The sequence below is a fragment of the Thalassotalea ganghwensis genome (assembly GCF_053485795.1).
Genome location: NZ_JBQRUM010000002.1, coordinates 305,893 through 324,306 on the forward strand (window position 1 = coordinate 305,893; position 18,414 = coordinate 324,306).

Annotated in this window: 16 protein-coding genes; 12 read left to right on the top strand and 4 right to left on the bottom strand. The window is 41.1% G+C overall.

Going from position 1 to position 18,414, the window contains the following annotated elements; translation table 11 throughout:
• Window positions 1-19 precede the first annotated feature (19 nt).
• From ACSLUH_RS03315 to ACSLUH_RS03330, 4 genes are read left to right on the top strand one after another with little or no spacing between them, the layout of a single operon-like run.
• Window positions 20-574 carry a YqgE/AlgH family protein gene (locus ACSLUH_RS03315; protein WP_448564560.1) on the top strand — a complete coding sequence of 185 codons (555 nt, stop codon included), beginning with the start codon at window positions 20-22 and terminating at the stop codon, window positions 572-574.
• Window positions 574-1,017, top strand: a complete 444-nt coding sequence (ruvX, locus tag ACSLUH_RS03320) for a Holliday junction resolvase RuvX (protein WP_448564562.1) — start codon at window positions 574-576, stop codon at window positions 1,015-1,017. The genes ACSLUH_RS03315 and ruvX overlap by 1 nt, the downstream gene beginning before the upstream one ends.
• A gap of 25 nt (window positions 1,018-1,042) precedes the next feature.
• The gene (locus ACSLUH_RS03325) at window positions 1,043-1,987 is read left to right on the top strand and encodes an AEC family transporter (RefSeq protein ID WP_448564564.1); all 945 of its coding nucleotides are present in this window, start codon (window positions 1,043-1,045) and stop codon (window positions 1,985-1,987) included.
• A 2-nt stretch (window positions 1,988-1,989) separates the two neighbouring features.
• Window positions 1,990-3,702 carry an RluA family pseudouridine synthase gene (locus ACSLUH_RS03330; protein ID WP_448564684.1) on the top strand — a complete coding sequence of 571 codons (1,713 nt, stop codon included), beginning with the start codon at window positions 1,990-1,992 and terminating at the stop codon, window positions 3,700-3,702.
• Window positions 3,703-4,001: 299 nt separating this feature from the next.
• Here ACSLUH_RS03330 and ACSLUH_RS03335 read toward each other — a convergent pair whose 3' ends face one another.
• Window positions 4,002-5,126 (bottom strand): PilT/PilU family type 4a pilus ATPase, encoded by a 1,125-nt coding sequence (locus ACSLUH_RS03335; RefSeq protein WP_448564566.1) that lies wholly within the window; start codon window positions 5,124-5,126, stop codon window positions 4,002-4,004.
• 24 nt (window positions 5,127-5,150) lie between these two features.
• The gene (locus tag ACSLUH_RS03340) at window positions 5,151-6,194 is read right to left on the bottom strand and encodes a type IV pilus twitching motility protein PilT (RefSeq protein ID WP_448564568.1); all 1,044 of its coding nucleotides are present in this window, start codon (window positions 6,192-6,194) and stop codon (window positions 5,151-5,153) included.
• Window positions 6,195-6,252: 58 nt separating this feature from the next.
• Between ACSLUH_RS03340 and ACSLUH_RS03345 the strand changes: the two genes are divergently transcribed.
• The 4 genes from ACSLUH_RS03345 to ACSLUH_RS03360 all read left to right on the top strand — a co-directional run bounded on the left by ACSLUH_RS03345 (window position 6,253) and on the right by ACSLUH_RS03360 (window position 9,279).
• Entirely contained in the window at window positions 6,253-6,927 is a 675-nt protein-coding gene (locus ACSLUH_RS03345; protein ID WP_448564570.1) for a YggS family pyridoxal phosphate-dependent enzyme, read from the top strand.
• Between the two features lie 343 nt (window positions 6,928-7,270).
• Window positions 7,271-8,077, top strand: a complete 807-nt coding sequence (proC, locus tag ACSLUH_RS03350; protein ID WP_448564572.1) for a pyrroline-5-carboxylate reductase — start codon at window positions 7,271-7,273, stop codon at window positions 8,075-8,077.
• A 186-nt stretch (window positions 8,078-8,263) separates the two neighbouring features.
• Window positions 8,264-8,812 carry a YggT family protein gene (locus tag ACSLUH_RS03355; protein WP_448564574.1) on the top strand — a complete coding sequence of 183 codons (549 nt, stop codon included), beginning with the start codon at window positions 8,264-8,266 and terminating at the stop codon, window positions 8,810-8,812.
• 26 nt (window positions 8,813-8,838) lie between these two features.
• Window positions 8,839-9,279, top strand: coding sequence for a DUF4426 domain-containing protein (locus ACSLUH_RS03360; RefSeq protein WP_448564576.1), 441 nt, complete (start codon window positions 8,839-8,841; stop codon window positions 9,277-9,279).
• Between the two features lie 29 nt (window positions 9,280-9,308).
• Here ACSLUH_RS03360 and ACSLUH_RS03365 read toward each other — a convergent pair whose 3' ends face one another.
• The gene (locus ACSLUH_RS03365; protein ID WP_448564578.1) at window positions 9,309-10,226 is read right to left on the bottom strand and encodes an EamA family transporter; all 918 of its coding nucleotides are present in this window, start codon (window positions 10,224-10,226) and stop codon (window positions 9,309-9,311) included.
• Window positions 10,227-10,326: 100 nt separating this feature from the next.
• Here ACSLUH_RS03365 and ACSLUH_RS03370 point away from each other — a divergent pair, with 100 nt between their 5' ends.
• Genes ACSLUH_RS03370 through tadA form a run of 3 tightly spaced genes read left to right on the top strand, consistent with a single transcriptional unit; the run spans window position 10,327 to window position 12,594 of the window.
• Window positions 10,327-10,917 carry an XTP/dITP diphosphatase gene (locus tag ACSLUH_RS03370; protein WP_448564580.1) on the top strand — a complete coding sequence of 197 codons (591 nt, stop codon included), beginning with the start codon at window positions 10,327-10,329 and terminating at the stop codon, window positions 10,915-10,917.
• Entirely contained in the window at window positions 10,917-12,089 is a 1,173-nt protein-coding gene (gene hemW / locus ACSLUH_RS03375; RefSeq protein ID WP_448564582.1) for a radical SAM family heme chaperone HemW, read from the top strand. The genes ACSLUH_RS03370 and hemW overlap by 1 nt, the downstream gene beginning before the upstream one ends.
• Window positions 12,082-12,594: a tRNA adenosine(34) deaminase TadA gene (gene tadA / locus ACSLUH_RS03380; protein WP_448564584.1), complete on the top strand. Its 513-nt coding sequence runs from the start codon at window positions 12,082-12,084 to the stop codon at window positions 12,592-12,594. Before hemW ends, tadA begins: the two co-directional genes overlap by 8 nt.
• A gap of 233 nt (window positions 12,595-12,827) precedes the next feature.
• Here tadA and mltF read toward each other — a convergent pair whose 3' ends face one another.
• The gene (mltF, locus tag ACSLUH_RS03385) at window positions 12,828-14,303 is read right to left on the bottom strand and encodes a membrane-bound lytic murein transglycosylase MltF (RefSeq protein WP_448564586.1); all 1,476 of its coding nucleotides are present in this window, start codon (window positions 14,301-14,303) and stop codon (window positions 12,828-12,830) included.
• 156 nt (window positions 14,304-14,459) lie between these two features.
• Here mltF and purL point away from each other — a divergent pair, with 156 nt between their 5' ends.
• Window positions 14,460-18,383: a phosphoribosylformylglycinamidine synthase gene (gene purL / locus ACSLUH_RS03390; protein ID WP_527252153.1), complete on the top strand. Its 3,924-nt coding sequence runs from the start codon at window positions 14,460-14,462 to the stop codon at window positions 18,381-18,383.
• Window positions 18,384-18,414: the final 31 nt, after the last annotated feature.

The following is an 18,414-nucleotide window of genomic DNA, read 5'->3' on the forward strand; positions in this document are numbered from 1 at the left end:
GATAGGTAAAGGTGTAATTGTGGAAAGTTTAGAAAATCATTTACTTATTGCGATGCCGAGTATGGGTGATACCTTTTTTGATCGCACCGTAACGTACATTTGTGAACACAATGATGAGGGTGCGATGGGGCTTATTATTAATTTGCCCGTTAACGTCACACTCAACGAATTATTATCGCAGATAGATGAAGCTAGCATCAAAAAACCTGAGCTCGAGCAACTGGTCTTAACCGGTGGACCGGTATCTCAAGACCGAGGATTTGTTTTACACAGCCCACAAGACGGTTGGCGAAGCTCTCTTGCATTGAGTAAAGATGTCATGATCACAACCTCAAAAGATATCTTATTAGCCTTGGGTACACATCAAGCACCAGACAATTACATTGTTGCATTAGGATATGCTGGATGGGGGCCTGGACAGCTTGAGCAAGAGATTAAAGATAACTCATGGTTAACCACACCTGCTGATAGCGAAATCATTTTTAATACACCAATTGAAAAACGCTGGCAAAAAGCCGCTGAGCAGTTAGGTGTTGATATTGCTCATCTCTCATCAGATGTTGGCCACGCTTAATGGCTAAATCTTCACACAATATCGGCCAAAGAACCATTTTAGGATTTGATTTTGGTAAAAAGTATATCGGTATAGCGATTGGACAAGAGCTCACTGGCAGTGCCAGTCCACTTGGTTCAGTAAAAGCAAAAGATGGTATTCCGCAATGGCCTGATATCGAAAAATACGTGAATGAATGGCTTCCTGATTTATTTGTTGTTGGTTTGCCCCTTAATATGGATGGCAGCGAACAACAACTAACTTTAGATGCAAAAAAGTTCGGTAATCGTTTAGCCAATAAATTTGCCAAGCAAGTGATATTTCAAGATGAACGTCTGACCACAACAGATGCCAAAGCTCAGCTGTTTTCTTCAGGTGGATACAGAAACCTGCAAAAAGATCATATTGATGCGATGAGTGCTGCGCTCATTATTGAAAGCTTTTTCGAATCTCAATACCAGTAGCTCGCAAGTTAAGTGATCACTTTCCATGTATCTAATTGACATTGTTTTACCATTAGCTTTAGTTGCTGCTCTTGGCTATTTCCTAACGAAAATACAGTGGCTCACAAAAATCGACATTGATGCCATCAGCAAATTAACTTTCACCTTATTGATCCCGTTATTTCTATTTACTAAGATGTCTAAGGCTGATTTACAAGGGAATGTAGATATTGATTATTTTTTAGCATTTTATCTACCATTATTGATAAGTTTTTTTATCGCCTTAACTCTACATTACGTTATCAGCAAACCTCGTAAAACTAATTTAGCGCAAGCAAGCGTATTCGCGTTAGGGAGTAGTTACTCAAATACGGTAATTATTGGTATTCCAATTGTTATCGCAATCGTCAATGAACAAGCACTGGGGTTAGTATTCTTAATTATTACCTTTCACAGTGCGCTGCTTTTCACCTTAACGAGTCTGCTCGCAATAAAAGCACCTACACAAAGCACGAACACCAGTGTAGTCCAAAACTTGGCAAAACAAACCTTATTAAACCCTTTAGTCGCCAGTATTACGCTTGGTTTAATAGCCAACCTACTTGATTTACACCTGCCGAAAACAGTAGACACGGCCATTGGTTACCTTGGTACGCCAGCCATTGGGCTTGCGTTATTTTTATTAGGTAGTTCGTTAACTTTTTATCGCATAAAAGAGCAAACTTTGCATATCAGTTTGGCAACTATACTAAAACTGGTATTGCTACCTTTATTAATTTTAATGGTAAGTCATCACTTTCTGGAGTTACCAGTTGAGGTCACCACGACGTTAGTCATCATCAGCGCCTGTCCAACAGGGGTAAACGCTTATCTGATAGCGAAGATGCAACAATGCCAACAAGCCGTCGTTGCTGGCACCATTGTCGCATCAACGCTAGCCAGTCTGATCACCTTACCGCTTTGGCTGTTATTACTAGAGAAGCTAACCTGATGATGTCAAGCTCATTTAACCAAGATACCGCGGTTACAACTAATGGCCCCAAGTGTTTCATCTCGTTTAAACAGGATATTACTGGCTTTGAACTGCCTAAAAAGTTCAATTATCCCCATTACTATCAACCGCATCCACTTACTGCGTTAGCTGCTAAAGAGCTCCAAGATTATTTGACCACTCAGCAAGAGTGGCGTCATGATTTTGGTCTAACCGATAATGATAGCCCAGAAGCCATTGGTAAAATGTTTGGTGTTTTATTAGTGCAAAATAGCACAGGTGAAATCGGTTACCTTAGCGCATTTTCTGGTAAGTTAGCTGACAGCAATCACATCGGCAGGTTTGTCCCACCAATTTATGACTTACTGGCTAAAGAAAGTGTTTATCAACAACAAAATCAACGAATTAATGAGCTTAACCAGCAAATTACAGCACTTAAGCAATCTAAAGATATCTCAATAGCTGAAGGCAAACTCTCGCGGTTAAAATCAAATGCAGACAAGGCTCTTCAGCAATTTAATGACATAGCGAAAAAAGCAAAGTTAGCTCGCCAAAGCAAACGCTCACAGCTAGAGCAATCAAAGCCGGCAAATTACCAAGAGCAACTAGGGCTTTTAGCTAAGGAAAGTGTTGCTTATAAAGTAAAACTAAAACACCTTAAAAATTACTGGCAGATGGAGATTGATAACTTAGCACAGGATTTATCACAAAAATTATCAACGATTGAATCACTTAAACAACAACGTCTCTTCTTATCGAGTGAACTTCAAACACGCATTTTTGAACAGTATCAATTTCTTAATACGCAGTTGGAAACAAAAAGCATCAACCAACTTTTTAGTGCGGCTGCTCACCCTCCCCCCGCGGGAACAGGCGAGTGCGCAGCACCAAAACTATTGCAATATGCTTTTCAATATCAGCTTAAACCTTTGGCCTTTGCTGAATTCTGGTGGGGGAAATCACCTAAATCGGCAATAAGACAGCATGGTAATTTCTATCCAGCATGTATGGGAAAATGCCAGCCAATTCTAATGCATATGCTCAATGGACTTGAGGTCGAAGAAAATCCACTGCAGCAAATTAACACAGCTAACCTGTCGTTAGAGGTCATTTATTCTGATCAAGACATCGTCGTCATCAACAAACCTAGCGAGTTACTGTCAGTGCCGGGTAAATATATTAAAGATAGCGCATTTCAACGTGTAAAGGCGCTCTACCCTCATGCAAGCGGACCTATGGTGGTTCATCGCCTCGATATGTCAACATCAGGTTTATTGCTTTTTACCCTAAATCCAACAGCGCACAAACGAATACACCAACAATTTATTCGTCGAGAAGTAAAAAAACGCTACGTTGCGGTGATAACTCAGTGTATTGACCAGCAAAGTGGCACGATTGAATTACCATTACGCGGCGATCTTTATGATCGACCTCGTCAATTGGTCTGTTTTGAACAAGGTAAACCGGCAAGCACCGACTGGCAGTTGATCAGTAGTACAGAAAGTCAAAGCAGGCTTTACCTTTACCCTAAAACAGGTAGGACACACCAATTAAGAGTTCATTGCGCCCATCCTCAAGGATTAAACGCACCAATTGTTGGTGATGATCTTTATGGGAAGGCAGAGCGACGACTGCACTTACATGCAGAGCAACTGACCATTATTCACCCAAGAACTCAAAAGCCGATCACCTTCAATTGCGCTCCTGACTTTTAAATGGTTTTACTCGGGTATGTTAATCTTGTACGGTGAGATTTTGTTCGAATGAACTGCGTTTTAATTGCGGCACTCGTGATACGCATAGTGATTCTGCCCACAGAGCAATTAACACAGTGTAAATGCAGTTAAACGAATCCAAAAGACTGAATTTCTAATGCTTTTCTGCTACAACAATAACCGCTAAAGATCAACTCGCCCTAATCCCCCCCTTACTTTGGATTAGTCATTAAAAAACGTGTAAAGCAACATCGTACTCTACACGTTTTAATCATAACTACCCGTTAAACAATAAGCGGTTATTCGTTTGGCTCTAGACCATCAATAGTTACACCCGCGAGTGAACCGGAGCCACCTTGTTCATTGCTACGAAGTTTAATCATTAGACGTAAGTCATTAGGCGAATCAGCATGATGTAATGCATCCGCGTAATTAATTAAGCCACGTTGATAAAGGTTAAATAACGCCTGATCAAAAGTCTGCATACCTTGATCGGTTGATTTTTCCATCACTTCTTTAATACTGCCGACATCACCTTTCTTAATCAGCTCAGAAATGTAAGGTGAGTTAAGTAATATTTCAATGGCAGCAACACGACCATTGCCATCTGTGGTTGGTACCAGTTGTTGAGCAATAATACCGCGCAAATTCAATGCTAAATCAAACAGTAATTTACCGTGTTGCTCTGCCGGTACTAGATGCATAATGCGATCAATCGCTTGGTTAGCATTGTTAGCATGTAAGGTTGCAATACATAAATGTCCGGTTTCAGCAAAACTTAATGCATGCTCCATGATTTCTTGAGAGCGGATCTCACCAATCAAGATAACGTCAGGTGCTTGGCGAAGCGAACTTTTCAGCGCAGCGTCAAAAGATTCAGTATCTAAACCAACTTCACGTTGCGTGATCATTGACTTGCCATGCTCATGAACAAATTCCACTGGATCTTCTATCGTCAAGATATGACCTCGAGAATTTTTATTACGATAACCGATCAATGCTGCCATTGACGTTGATTTACCTGTACCTGTACCACCCACAAACAGCACTAAGCCACGCTTGGACATAACAACATCTTTCAGCACACTAGGCAGCCCAAGCACATCTGCGTCAGGAATGTCAGTGACAATTCGACGAATAACCATACCGGCCATATCGCGTTGCCAAAACGCAGAGACACGGAAACGGCCGATACCATCGATTGATATTGCAAAGTTACATTCTTTTTCTTCGTCAAACTGCTTTTTCTGTTTATCATTCATGGCATCATGAACTAGGCCTAAAGCAGCTTCTGGTGTTAACACTTCATCGTCGATAGCTTGCAATTCGCCATTGATTTTGGCGCTAACTGGCAATTTAGCCGTCACGAACATATCGGATGCTTCGTCTTTGACCATCCGCTCTAGTAAGGTATGAAATTTCATCGTAAACCTCTCTTAGATCAATGACTAAAAACTTTTAAACTGATTTTTATCAGCAGCTTTTTCCATCGCATCTTGACGAGAAATCAAGCCACGATTCACCAAGTTTTGTAAACATTGATCCATTGTTTGCATACCATGTTGCATCCCTGTTTGGATAGCAGAATACATTTGCGCAATCTTATCTTCACGAATTAAGTTACGAATAGCGGGTACACCGATCATGATTTCATGGGCAGCGACACGACCACCGCCGACTTTTTTAACCAGCGTTTGTGAGATAACGGCTCGCAAAGATTCAGACAACATCGACCGAACCATCGATTTTTCTTCGGCTGGGAATACGTCAATAATACGGTCAATGGTTTTAGGGGCTGAAGTGGTATGTAAAGTACCAAAGACCAAATGACCCGTTTCTGCCGCGGTCATTGCTAAACGTATCGTTTCCAAGTCACGCATCTCACCAACAAGGATTACATCAGGGTCTTCACGCAATGCTGAACGCAAGGCATTGTTAAAGCTTAATGTATCTCGGTGAACTTCACGTTGGTTAATTAGGCATGAGTAATTCTCATGGACGAACTCGATCGGATCTTCGATGGTCAAAATATGGTGATACTTGTTTTTATTAATGTAATCAACCATCGCTGCCAATGTCGTTGATTTACCAGAACCCGTTGGCCCGGTAACCAACACTAATCCTCTAGGGTTATCGGATATTTCACGGAAAATCTCCGGACAGCCTAAGTCTTCAAGAGAAAGTACTTTACTAGGGATTGTACGAAATACCGCTGAAGGCCCTCGATTTTGGTTAAAGGCGTTTACCCTGAATCGAGCTAAATTAGGCACTTCAAAAGAGAAATCGACTTCCATATTCTCTTCATACTCTTTTCGTTGCCTATCATTCATAATATCATAGACCAACGCATTGACATCTTTTGCATCAAACGCTGGAATGTTTAATTTTCTAACATCACCATCAACACGAATAGACGGTGGTGTGCCAGTAGATAAATGTAAATCTGATGCATTATTGTCTACGCTAAAGGCGAGTAATTCGGTAATATCCATAAAAACCTCTTTGATTAAATAGAGTCCCAGCGAGGCGCAGGAAGCCTATAATTATTTTATGATGTGTATTAAAGATAATATTGCAGCGGTTAATCTGCAAATAGAACATGCTTGTCAACAAGCTAAACGAGCGCCGGAGCAAGTTACTTTGCTGGCGGTAAGTAAAACCAAACCTATTGAAATGATTGAACAAGCTTATCATATAGGTCAACGCCACTTTGGTGAAAACTATATTCAAGAAGCGATTGAAAAAATTTCGAAGTTGACACATTTGCGCGATGCAGTTTGGCATTACATTGGTCCCATTCAATCAAACAAAACCAAGCTTATTGCTGAGCATTTTGATTGGGTACAAAGTGTTGATAGAGCCAAAGTTATCACTCGTTTAGATGAACAAAGGTCTTCTCACCTTACCCCGCTAAACGTTTGTTTACAAGTGAATATTAGCGCAGAAACATCAAAATCAGGTTGCGCTTTAGCTGAAATAGCTGAGTTAGCTGAACAAGTGAATTCCGCTGAGCACTTAATCTTGCGTGGTTTAATGGCCATTCCCGAAATAGGCAATCCAAAAGAAAGCTTCAAAAAACTAGAACGTGAGTTTAATCAACTCAAGCAAAAATATCCGAGTGTTGACACCCTATCCATGGGAATGTCGGGAGACATGAATGAAGCCATTCTATTTGGTTCAACCATGGTACGTATTGGTACAGCGATATTTGGTACGAGAAGTTAAACGGTGTGGGGCAGCATTATCAACTCAAATATGTTAACCTAAAGCGTGTTGACATTTCGCAGTTAAATTTTGTTTGGGTTTTATGCATTTTTATCACGGCACTTGTGATACGCATTGTTATTCGGCACGCAGAGCAAGTAACAACGAGTAAAATGCAGTTAAGCGAATCCAAAAGACAGCTTTCACGATATTTCTGCTTCGTTATCGCTGGCTCATGTGGCAAAACGACATTACGTCAGCGCTGCTTGGTATTAAAGCCTCATCAATAGCTGAAAAAATAACCTCGAAAGGTCAACACGCTCTAAACTGAATGTTTATCTGATTTAACACAACAAGAGGATCTATGCCCAAAATAGCATTTATTGGTGCTGGCAATATGAACAGCGCAATTATTTCAGGTTTGATCGCCAAAGGCTTTCAAGCAAGTGACGTTATTGTATCGAACCCTTCAGCGCCGAAAAGAGAAGCGTTATCGGCAAAGCTTGGTATTGCTCATACGTCGTCTAATGTCGAAGCAGCGAAATTTGCAGATTATGTAGTGCTTGGAGTTAAACCACATTTTATCGAAGATGTATGTCGTGAAATAGCCACTGAAGTTGACGTAAAAAATAAGTGTTTTATTTCGGTAGCCGTCGGTTGTTCAATAAACGCTATGCAAACAGCCCTTGCGTGTCAATGTCCAGTTATCAGGACGATGCCAAACACTCCTTCACAATTGGGGCTAGGAGTTAGTGGTTTATATGCTTCAGCGCAAGTGACTGAGAAGCAAAAAGAGACCACTGAGCAACTTATGCAAACGGTAGGGATTGTAAAGTGGCTTAAAACCGAGCAAGAAATTGAACATATTATCGCTATTGCTGGCTCTGCACCCGCCTACTTCTTTCTCTTTATGGAAGCAATGCAAAACAAAGCCAAAATGCTTGGTTACAGTGAGCAGGAAAGCCGAGAAATGGTTCAACAAACCGCTTTAGGCGCGGCGCAGATGGTGATTCAAAATGATCTATCGATTAGCCAACTAAGAGAAAATGTCACCTCTAAAGGCGGCACCACGCAAGCAGCACTCAATACCTTTATCGATGGAGGGCTAGAACAATTAGTTTATGATGCGATGGATGCGGCCATACTAAGAGCAAAAGAAATGGCTTCTTAGCGCTAGCTTATCAACGTCACAAAAGGTTGTGTCGCTTTTTGTGACGTTACGATAAGTCAGTGAAAATAATCTGTAAAAATTTCTGACAAAAAAGGTTTCAAAAAAACGATAAGTACCTCAACTCTTCAAACAATTTCTGTTACGCTTACCATAATTAAACAAGGTATGTCCTAATTGGAGCTGTTAATGGAAGCCATTAATTATTTATTCAGATTTATATTTGATACCATCGTATGGATTTTAATCCTACGTGTATGGTTACAGTTAGTCAAAGCAGATTTCTATAACCCTTTGAGCCAGTTTATCGTTAAAGTCACCAATCCAATGGTTGTGCCAGTAAGAAGAGTTGTACCTGGCTTTGCTGGCCTTGATATGGCAACAATATTACTGGTTATTTTAGTATCTATGGCCAAGTTTATTGTTATTCCGATGATAAATGGTGGACCATTCGATCCGTTAGGTGCTTTATATTTTGGAGTGCTATTTGCTATTAAGCAGGTTGGCTTTTTGCTATTCATCTTAATGCTTGTGATGGCAATTATGAGTTGGGTCGTACAAGGCTATAACCCGACACAAATTATTTTACATCAACTTACCGAACCATTTTTAGCACCAATTCGCCGTATAGTGCCAAGTATCGGTGGGTTAGATTTATCAGTACTGATTGCATTTCTATTGCTAAATGTTATCAACATCTTGCTTTCTGGCGCTATCCCATATTGGCGAGTGCTATAAGTTAGCAAGCAAATAAGGAGAAAATCATGGTACGTTTATTCGCGAAACTATTATTGAGCTTTAGCTTGCTGTTATTATCAATATCAAGTTCACATGCAGAGAATATGCAAAAGCTTGGTGGTATGAATGTTCACTATATGGCCATTGGTGCAACATTTTTAACCCCTGAAATTGCTAAAGCCTATAATATCGAAAGAAGTAAGTACAATGGCTTGGTTAACATCTCAGTTTTGGACAATACAAAAGCGGGCTTACCGGCGAAAACTGTCTCTATTACAGGTTCAGCAAAAAACTTAGCAGGTCAGCGTAAAAACTTATCTTTTACAGAAGTAAAAGAAGGTGATGCCATTTACTATCTCGCCCAAGTAAATTATCGAGATCAGGAGACGATAGTCTTCGATTTAACCATTAACGATGGTAATGAAACTCAACAATTAAAGTTCTCGCAAAAGTTTTATACTGAATAGAAATACCAACGACGCATAAGAGTAAGCCGCTATAATTCACTAGCGGCTTTATGTTTTCGGAACCAGTTAAATATACGAGTATAGCGACCAGACATACTGTTTATTAGCAAGCCAAACATGACTAACAGCCCACCATACACCTGCATTCCATTAAGACTTTCATTAAGGAAAAATGCCGCAGACATTAACCCAACAACGGGAACCCCTAACGTTAATGGTGCAACTTGTCCGGCCGGATAATGTTGTAATAAATAACTCCACAAACTGTAAGCTAGAATAGATGCAGCAAATGCCAAATACATCACCACAGCAATTGCACTTGTGGTGATATTGCTTAATGCACTTAATATGCCTGCTGGCGTTTCTATAATAACGCTAGCCAATAAAAATGGTATAAATGCCACCCAAGACGACCAAACCACTAAGCCGATATTCGCTTGATACCCTTGCTGATTGATTTTTCGATTTATGACGTTTCCTGTCGCCCAACTAATAGCGGCACAAATGGTAAAGACAAATCCTATTAATGTCATTGACGAGTTAGTTTGAGAATAACCTATTACCGCTAACCCGGCTCCGGCAACCATCATCGCTATCAATTGTGGCGCTTTAATGACCTCTTTTAGCATCAAAGCTGAAAATAAAATGGTGAAAATAGCTTGAGATTGCAAAACTAAAGACGCTAGGCCTGCTGGCATACCAAAAGCCATTGCACTAAATAAAAAAGCAAACTGCCCAAAACAGAGGGTTAATGCATACAATGCCATCCAACGCCATGGGATCAAGGGTTTACGAATAAACAACGACCCAACTAGGGCGATGGTTAAAAAACGCAATGCTCCCAAAAGCAACGGAGGAATATCCGTTACGCCCCATGCGATAACCGTGAAATTAAATCCCCAAATAAAAATGATTAAAACGCCTAACAGGCTATCCTTTAACGACATGGTGTTCCTTAACGTAAAAAATCAGTTAGAGGCTCCCTCTTTGACTGATATTAGGGTATGATGCGCGCCTAATTCGGCTGGTAATTTTGGAAAATAATTTATGACGACAATAGTACTCGCTACTGGTAATCAAGGTAAAGTAAAAGAGTTAAGTGAGTTGCTTGCTAAGCACCAAATAGCCATCAAACCACAAAGTGACTTTAATGTGAGCGATGTTGCAGAAACCGGCACCACTTTTGTCGAAAATGCCATTATTAAAGCAAGACACGCATCAAAAATTAGTGGATTACCAGCGATTGCCGACGATTCAGGGCTTGAAGTAGACGCACTTAATGGTGCTCCTGGTATATATTCAGCGCGATATGCAGGCCAAAATGCTGATGACAACAAAAATAACCAAAAACTACTTGAAGCAATGCGCGGCATCGACAATCGTTCAGCTCGGTTTCATTGTGTTTTAGTTTATATGCGCCACTATCAAGATCCTATTCCCGTTATCTGTCATGGTGTCTGGGAAGGAGAACTGCTAACTGAGTTAAAAGGTGAGCAAGGTTTTGGTTATGATCCGCTTTTTTGGGTCGAAGCTGAGCAAATGACGTCAGCCCAACTACCTAGAGCCATTAAGAATAAACTCAGTCATCGCGGAAAAGCGCTTGCTTTATTAGTTGAACATATCAGTAAGTCTTTATAATGAAACAACTTGTCGCTCCGCCCTTATCACTATATATCCATATACCTTGGTGCGTGCAAAAGTGCCCCTATTGTGATTTTAATTCTCATAACTTTTCAAAAGATCTCAACAATGGGGTATTACCCGAGCAAGACTATATTCGCGAATTGATCAAAGACCTTGATGACGATATCGAGCGGTTTCAGCTAAAAAACCGTCCTCTTCATAGCATTTTTATCGGCGGTGGAACACCCAGTTTATTTTCAGCCAACGCGATAAAGTCAATATTGGCGCAAGTTTTTACTCGTTTTACCTACAACGATGATCTCGAAGTAACCTTGGAAGCCAATCCAGGTACTGTAGAAGCCGAAAAGTTCAAAGGTTTTGCGCAAGCGGGAGTTACTCGCTTATCCATCGGTGTGCAGAGTTTTTCATCTGATAAACTGATCAAACTTGGCCGAATTCACGATAGCGAGCAAGCCAAAACGGCGGCAGATTATGCTAAACAAGCGGGTATAAAAAGCTTTAACCTCGATCTAATGCATGGGCTGCCTAATCAAACACTTGATCATGCATTGGACGATATTCGCACCGCTATTGCCTTAGCACCTGATCATATTTCTTGGTATCAATTGACGATTGAACCCAATACTGCGTTTTACAGTAAACCACCTAAACTCCCTGAAGATGAAACCTTATGGGACATTCAAGAGCAAGGGGCACAGTTACTGGCACAAGCTGGTTACCAACAATATGAGATATCGGCCTACAGTAAACCCGGTAAACAATGCCAACATAATCTCAATTACTGGCAATTTGGTGATTACTTGGGAATAGGATGTGGTGCTCACGGAAAGATAACCATCCCAGGTGAAAATAAAATTTATCGCACCGTTAAAGTAAAGCATCCAAAAGGATATTTAGAACCTTTGCGCCCAGCACTCGATCAACTGCTAGAAGTAGAGCAACAAGAACTTGCTTTTGAATATATGATGAACGTCTTGCGCTTAAGACAAACGTTTACATTAATTCAGTTTGAACAGTTTACCGGTTTAGAGCAGGAGGTTATCGCTGCGACGTTAGCACAAGCCAAACAAAAAGGTTTGCTTGCCAACGACCAAGAGCGCTGGTCTGTGACAACATTAGGTCATCGTTATTTAAATGATTTATTGGGTATGTTTCTAGATGAATGATCACGTTAGACAAGAACAGTTAGATCAGCACTATATGGCAAGAGCGATAGCGCTTGCCAAACTTGCTGAGCAACAAGGAGAAATTCCTGTAGGGGCTGTCGTGGTAAAAGACAATATCATTATTGGTGAAGGGTTTAATCAATCTATCACATTAAACGATCCCTCGGCCCATGCTGAAATGCTTGCTATTCGCCAAGCCGGTGCTCATGTTAATAATTATCGTTTGATCGACTGCACCCTGTATGTCACATTGGAGCCCTGCCCTATGTGCGCTGGCCTGCTCGTTCATAGCAGAATTAAACGGGTGGTATACGGTGCTAAAGATGAAAAAACAGGCAGTATCGATAGCATTTTCAATTTAACGACGCATGAAAAGCTTAACCACCAAGTATTTGCAGAAAGTGGCGTCTTAGCAGCAGAGTGCAGCGAAATGCTTTCCAGTTTTTTTAAACGTAGACGTGCAGAAAAAAAAGCCTTAAAAAAGCTTTCTCAACACGATAGCTAGATGTGAATTTGCTGCGATTGATTTTCTAATAAAAATTGTGAGTGACGTCGGCAATTTAATTTTTGCTTTTGTCTTTGTAATAAACGTTTACGTTGGATTGCTTGTGATAATTTTCGATTTCTATTTAACATCTTAAAACTCCTGTTTTACAACTTCTCTCTATAAGTTACCTTTTGTAATGTTGTCACCATTATCACTTAGTATTGTGACTTTTTTATGACATTTCAAGGCAACTATTCAACTATTTCCTCCGCTTTAATTGTAACATTTTGTTGTTCTAGCTGTTGTTCTACATCAGATTCCCGCTCAATCTTAGCCTGTTCCTGCTCGACTTTTTGCTTATCATCTATCCAGGTCAAGGTATCGTAGTATCGACGAATATTTTCAACATAATTTACCGGTTCATCGCCGCGTGCGTAACCGTACTTGGTATTTTTATAGTATTTCTTCTGCTTTAACAGTGGTAAACGCTCTTTTACTTCTACCCAACGATCAGGATCACCACCTTGTTGTTGGGTAATAATGCGCGCATCATTCAAGTGACCAAAGCCCACATTGTATGACGCTAGCGCAAACCACAATCTATCGGGATGAGGAATTCGTGCCGGCATGCGATCAAATAGCTGCTTAAAATACTTTGCACCACCACGGATACTTTGCTCTGCATCTAAACGACTTTTAATCCCCATTTGCTTGGCTGTCGGTAGTGTAAGCATCATCATGCCTCGCACCCCAGTGTATGAACGCGCTCTTGGGTTCCAGTGAGACTCTTGATAACTGATTGCTGCGAGTAAGCGCCAATCCATATCTTGTGCGTATTTCTCAAAAATTGGTTGGTATTTAGGTAAGGTTTCTTCAACTGCTTGAATGAACATACGTGTATCAACATAGTTAAACTGCTCGACATGCCCATAATATTTATCATTCAACGCCAGTAGTGTTCCGTCATGATGAACTTTACCAAAAAACTCAATAACACTAGCAAAAATGCTATCATCACCTTTTTTACTGAGTGCCCACGCTAAAGGTTGTTCATCTTTTATCGTAAAGCCAATGCTAATTTCAGGGTAATAACGACGGTTAACAGCCAATCGATGGCTATCGACAACGGTATAATCGATACTTTCATCAAGTACTTGTAAAAGCAATTCTTCACTATCTAAATCAGCGCTTTCTTGCCAAGACAATGACTGATGGGTCTGTTGCAATTTTTCTAAGTTTTCAACATGACTGGAATGTTTGGTAACCAATAGCTTTCCAGTTAAATCACTGATTTCTCTAGGGCGCTCTTTACCTTGCTTGAATACCAGTTTTTGGCTGATTTCATTATAGCTGGGTGAAAAATGATAAAGGGCTTGCCGATTAGGGGTTACCGTTAAGCCAGCCGCCAATAAATCTACTTCACCATTATCCAATTTGATAAAAAGTTCATCGAGACTGTAGCTAGGGACGATTTTTAGTTCCACTCCCAAGTAGTCAGCGTAGCGTTTTACCAATTCATATTCAAAACCGGTCGGGCCTTCAGCATCTAAGAAGTAACTAGTTGGTCCATAGGATGTCCCCACCACGATGTAGCCGCGTTCTATTATGCGAGACAAACTCGCATGCTCCGTTTGTGTATTGCAGCCTTGAATCAAGCTTAGTGCCAACAAACAGCTTACCAGCAAAAAATGATATTTTTTAAATGCTTCGATGATCTTTTCCTTCATAATGATTCATTGTCGCGTGATTTTTGCCGATGATAAAGTACTTTTTAACTATAGTTGTATCTTGGCAAAGTTTTCCTTATCAAAAGCGGTTAATTCCTCTATAATACGCGCGATTTTTACCCCTAATTATTTTTACCAGCGAGTAAACTAATGGCGATGTTGATCCAAACCCTCCGAGGCGCTCCGGCACTATCTGATTTTCGAGTTAATAAGTTACTTTCACAATGTGAAGAATTAAGTATCCCTGTTAATGATATTTATGCGGAGTTTACTCACTTTGCACATCTTAACGATGAATTGTCTGAGCAAGAGTCAGATGTTCTCGCAAAGCTGCTCACCTATGGCCCTAAAATAGAAGAGCATGAGCCTGTCGGTAAGCTTGTCCTAGTGACACCGCGCCCAGGCACCATTTCTCCGTGGTCATCAAAATCAACAGATATTGCTCATAATTGTGGTTTAGACAAAATTGTTCGCTTAGAGCGAGGTATTGCTTATTACATTGCCGCTGAATCGTTAAGTGAACAGCAAGAAAAACAATTACTTTCATTATTACATGATCGCATGATGGAAAGTGTTTTTGCTGAATTTGAACAAGCGCATGCATTATTTGCTACTGCTGAGCCAGGTAAGTTTAGCTCGATAGATGTTATGACGGGAGGCCGCGAAGCATTAGAAAAAGCCAATATAGAGCTTGGCTTAGCTTTAGCCGATGATGAAATTACTTACCTTGCGGAAAATTTCAAGAAATTAGGACGTAATCCACACGACATTGAACTTTACATGTTTGCACAAGCAAACTCAGAGCATTGTCGCCATAAAATATTTAATGCCGATTGGACTATCGATGGCGTTGTTCAAGAAAAATCGCTGTTTAAAATGATCCGTAACACTCATGAAGTTAACAGCGACTTTGTATTGTCCGCTTATAAAGATAACGCTGCAGTGATGGTCGGCTCTGAAGGTGGTCGCTTCTTCCCAGATCCAGAAACCAAAGTTTATGGATATTCGCACGAAGACATTCAAATTTTGATGAAAGTTGAAACCCACAACCACCCTACTGCAATATCACCATACCCAGGTGCAGCAACGGGCTCTGGAGGTGAAATTAGAGATGAAGGCGCAACCGGTGTTGGCTCTAAACCTAAAGCGGGTTTAGTCGGTTTTTCGGTATCAAATCTAAGAATTCCAGGGTTTGAACAACCATGGGAAACGGATCATGGAAAACCAGACCGTATCGTAAGTGCATTGGACATCATGATTGAAGGTCCACTTGGTGGTGCAGCGTTTAATAACGAATTTGGACGCCCAGCTATTACCGGTTATTTCCGTACCTATGAAGAACAAGTTAATTCATTTAATGGTGTTGAAGTTCGTGGTTATCATAAACCAATTATGATCGCTGGTGGTTTAGGTAATATTCGTGATGAACATGTCCAAAAAGGTGAAATTTGCGTTGGCGCTAACCTAATTGTATTGGGTGGGCCAGCGATGAATATCGGTCTAGGTGGTGGTGCTGCATCAAGTATGGCATCAGGACAATCAGCAGAAGATTTAGACTTTGCTTCAGTACAACGAGAAAACCCTGAAATGGAGCGTCGCTGTCAGGAAGTAATCGACAGATGTTGGCAACTTGGCGACAAAAACCCTATTTTGTTTATTCATGATGTCGGTGCTGGTGGTTTATCAAATGCTTTCCCTGAGCTTGTATCAGACGGCGGACGTGGTGGTGTATTTGAGCTTCGCAACGTACCCAACGATGAACGTAGTATGACACCTCATGAAATTTGGTGTAATGAATCTCAAGAACGTTATGTATTAGCCGTATCTGACGAGCAACTGCCTTTATTTACTGAAATCTGTCAGCGTGAGCGTGCGCCATTTGCCGTTGTTGGTAAAGCAACAGAAGAAGAACATTTAACGGTAACTGACCAGCATTTCAAAGACGATGATGTCCTAAATACCCCGATTGATTTACCACTTGACGTCTTGCTAGGTAAAACACCTAAGATTAAAAAAGACGTTAAATCTGCCACTGCTGCCGGCGATGAGATTGCCTTAGAACAGATTACAGTGAGCGACGCTGCAGAACGTTTATTGCGTTTACCAACGATTGCAGAAAAAACGTTCTTGGTTACCATCGGCGATCGCACCGTAACCGGTATGGTTTCTCGTGATCAAATGGTTGGCCCTTGGCAGATACCAGTTGCTGACTGCGGTGTTACCGCTGCCTCTTTGGATTCTTATCATGGTGAAGCCATGTCTATGGGTGAACGCACGCCGGTTGCCTTGTTAAACTATGGCGCATCCGCTCGATTAGCTGTTGCTGAAGCCATCACCAATATTGCTGGTACAGATATTGGCGATCTTAATCGCATCAAACTCTCAGCTAACTGGATGTCACCAGCTGGCCACCCAGGAGAAGACGCAGGTCTTTATGAAGCAGTAAAAGCCATTGGTGAAGAATTATGTCCAGCGCTTGGTTTGACGATACCCGTTGGTAAAGATTCAATGTCAATGAAAACCCAATGGCAAGAAAATGGTGAAGATAAAGCAGTTACTTCGCCGTTATCATTGGTTATCACTGCTTTTGGTCGAGTTGAAGATATTCGCAAAACCGTTACTCCTCAATTACGCACCGACAAAGGTGATAGTCGTTTAATCGCTATTGACCTCTCTGCTGGCAAGAACCGTTTAGGTGGTTCATGTTTAGCACAAGTTTATAAACATCTAGGTACAACAACACCTGACGTAGATGATGCACTAGCATTAAAGAATTTCTTTAACGCTTTGCAAACCTTAGTTGCCGAGCAAAAACTATTAGCCTATCACGATCGTAGTGATGGAGGCTTATTTACGACCGTTGCTGAAATGGCATTTGCGGGCCACACTGGGGTTGATATTGATCTAAGTGCGCTTTCAGGTTCTGATGTTGAAGTATTATTTAATGAGGAACTCGGTGCGGTTATTCAAGTTCGAGAAGAAGACTTTACGGCGGTAAATCAGGTATTTCATGACCACAACCTAGCGCCTTTCTGTACAGAAATTGGAACGTTAAATAACGAAGATATGATCCGCTTCACTCGAAATGGCCAAGAAGTACTGACAAACTCTCGAACCTATTTCCGTACAATGTGGGCAGAAACTACGTTAAGAATGCAATCTTTACGTGATAACCCTGCATGTGCACAGCAAGAGTATGACGTTAAATTCGATACTGAAGATCCGGGGTTAAATGCAGCTCTGACCTTCGATTTGAATGAAGATATTGTCGCAGATTTAATCGCGAAAGATGCGCAAACAGGCCAGCATCCAAGAGTTGCTATCCTCCGTGAGCAAGGCGTTAACTCTCATGTCGAAATGGCAGCAGCATTCGATAGAGCAGGTTTTGTCGCTGTCGATGTTCACATGTCTGATATCCTTTCTGGCCGTACTGATTTAGCTGACTTTAATGGCCTCGTTGCCTGTGGTGGTTTCTCATACGGTGACGTATTGGGTGCTGGTGAAGGTTGGGCAAAATCTATTTTGTTTAATGACAAAGCCAAATCGATGTTTAAAGCATTTTTCCACCGTGAAGATACCTTTACTTTAGGGGTATGTAATGGTTGTCAGATGCTGTCTAACCTGAAAGAAATCATTCCAGGTACTGACACATGGCCGCACTTTGTTCAAAACCGATCAGAGCGATTTGAAGCACGTTTTTCAATGGTTGAGATCCAAGAAAGTCCATCTATTTTCTTTAAAGGCATGGAAGGCTCTCGAATGCCAATTGCAGTTTCTCACGGTGAAGGTAGAGCTGAATTTACCTCACCAGAAGCTGTTAGCGTAGCGAATGATTCTAATACGGTATCGATGCGCTATGTTGATAACTATGGAGAGATCACAGAAACCTACCCAGCAAACCCGAATGGTTCACCCGATGGCATTACCTCACTAACAACAACAGATGGCCGTGTGACAATTATGATGCCACATCCAGAACGTGTTTTTAGAACCGTCGCGAACTCTTGGCACCCTGATAAATGGCAAGAAGACTCACCTTGGGTGCGCATGTTTAGAAACGCGCGCAAGTTCATTGGCTAGTCATTAATTAACAAAAAACGCTCTGAATACC

Coding starts and splice junctions, on each gene's coding strand:
- ruvX (WP_448564562.1), top strand. CDS start 574: ATGGCTAAATCTTCACACAATATCGGCCAAAGAACCATTTTAGGATTT.
- ACSLUH_RS03325 (WP_448564564.1), top strand. CDS start 1,043: ATGTATCTAATTGACATTGTTTTACCATTAGCTTTAGTTGCTGCTCTT.
- ACSLUH_RS03330 (WP_448564684.1), top strand. CDS start 1,990: ATGTCAAGCTCATTTAACCAAGATACCGCGGTTACAACTAATGGCCCC.
- ACSLUH_RS03335 (WP_448564566.1), bottom strand. CDS start 5,126: ATGAAATTTCATACCTTACTAGAGCGGATGGTCAAAGACGAAGCATCC.
- ACSLUH_RS03340 (WP_448564568.1), bottom strand. CDS start 6,194: ATGGATATTACCGAATTACTCGCCTTTAGCGTAGACAATAATGCATCA.
- ACSLUH_RS03345 (WP_448564570.1), top strand. CDS start 6,253: ATGATGTGTATTAAAGATAATATTGCAGCGGTTAATCTGCAAATAGAA.
- proC (WP_448564572.1), top strand. CDS start 7,271: ATGCCCAAAATAGCATTTATTGGTGCTGGCAATATGAACAGCGCAATT.
- ACSLUH_RS03355 (WP_448564574.1), top strand. CDS start 8,264: ATGGAAGCCATTAATTATTTATTCAGATTTATATTTGATACCATCGTA.
- ACSLUH_RS03360 (WP_448564576.1), top strand. CDS start 8,839: ATGGTACGTTTATTCGCGAAACTATTATTGAGCTTTAGCTTGCTGTTA.
- ACSLUH_RS03365 (WP_448564578.1), bottom strand. CDS start 10,226: ATGTCGTTAAAGGATAGCCTGTTAGGCGTTTTAATCATTTTTATTTGG.
- ACSLUH_RS03370 (WP_448564580.1), top strand. CDS start 10,327: ATGACGACAATAGTACTCGCTACTGGTAATCAAGGTAAAGTAAAAGAG.
- hemW (WP_448564582.1), top strand. CDS start 10,917: ATGAAACAACTTGTCGCTCCGCCCTTATCACTATATATCCATATACCT.
- tadA (WP_448564584.1), top strand. CDS start 12,082: ATGAATGATCACGTTAGACAAGAACAGTTAGATCAGCACTATATGGCA.
- mltF (WP_448564586.1), bottom strand. CDS start 14,303: ATGAAGGAAAAGATCATCGAAGCATTTAAAAAATATCATTTTTTGCTG.
- purL (WP_527252153.1), top strand. CDS start 14,460: ATGTTGATCCAAACCCTCCGAGGCGCTCCGGCACTATCTGATTTTCGA.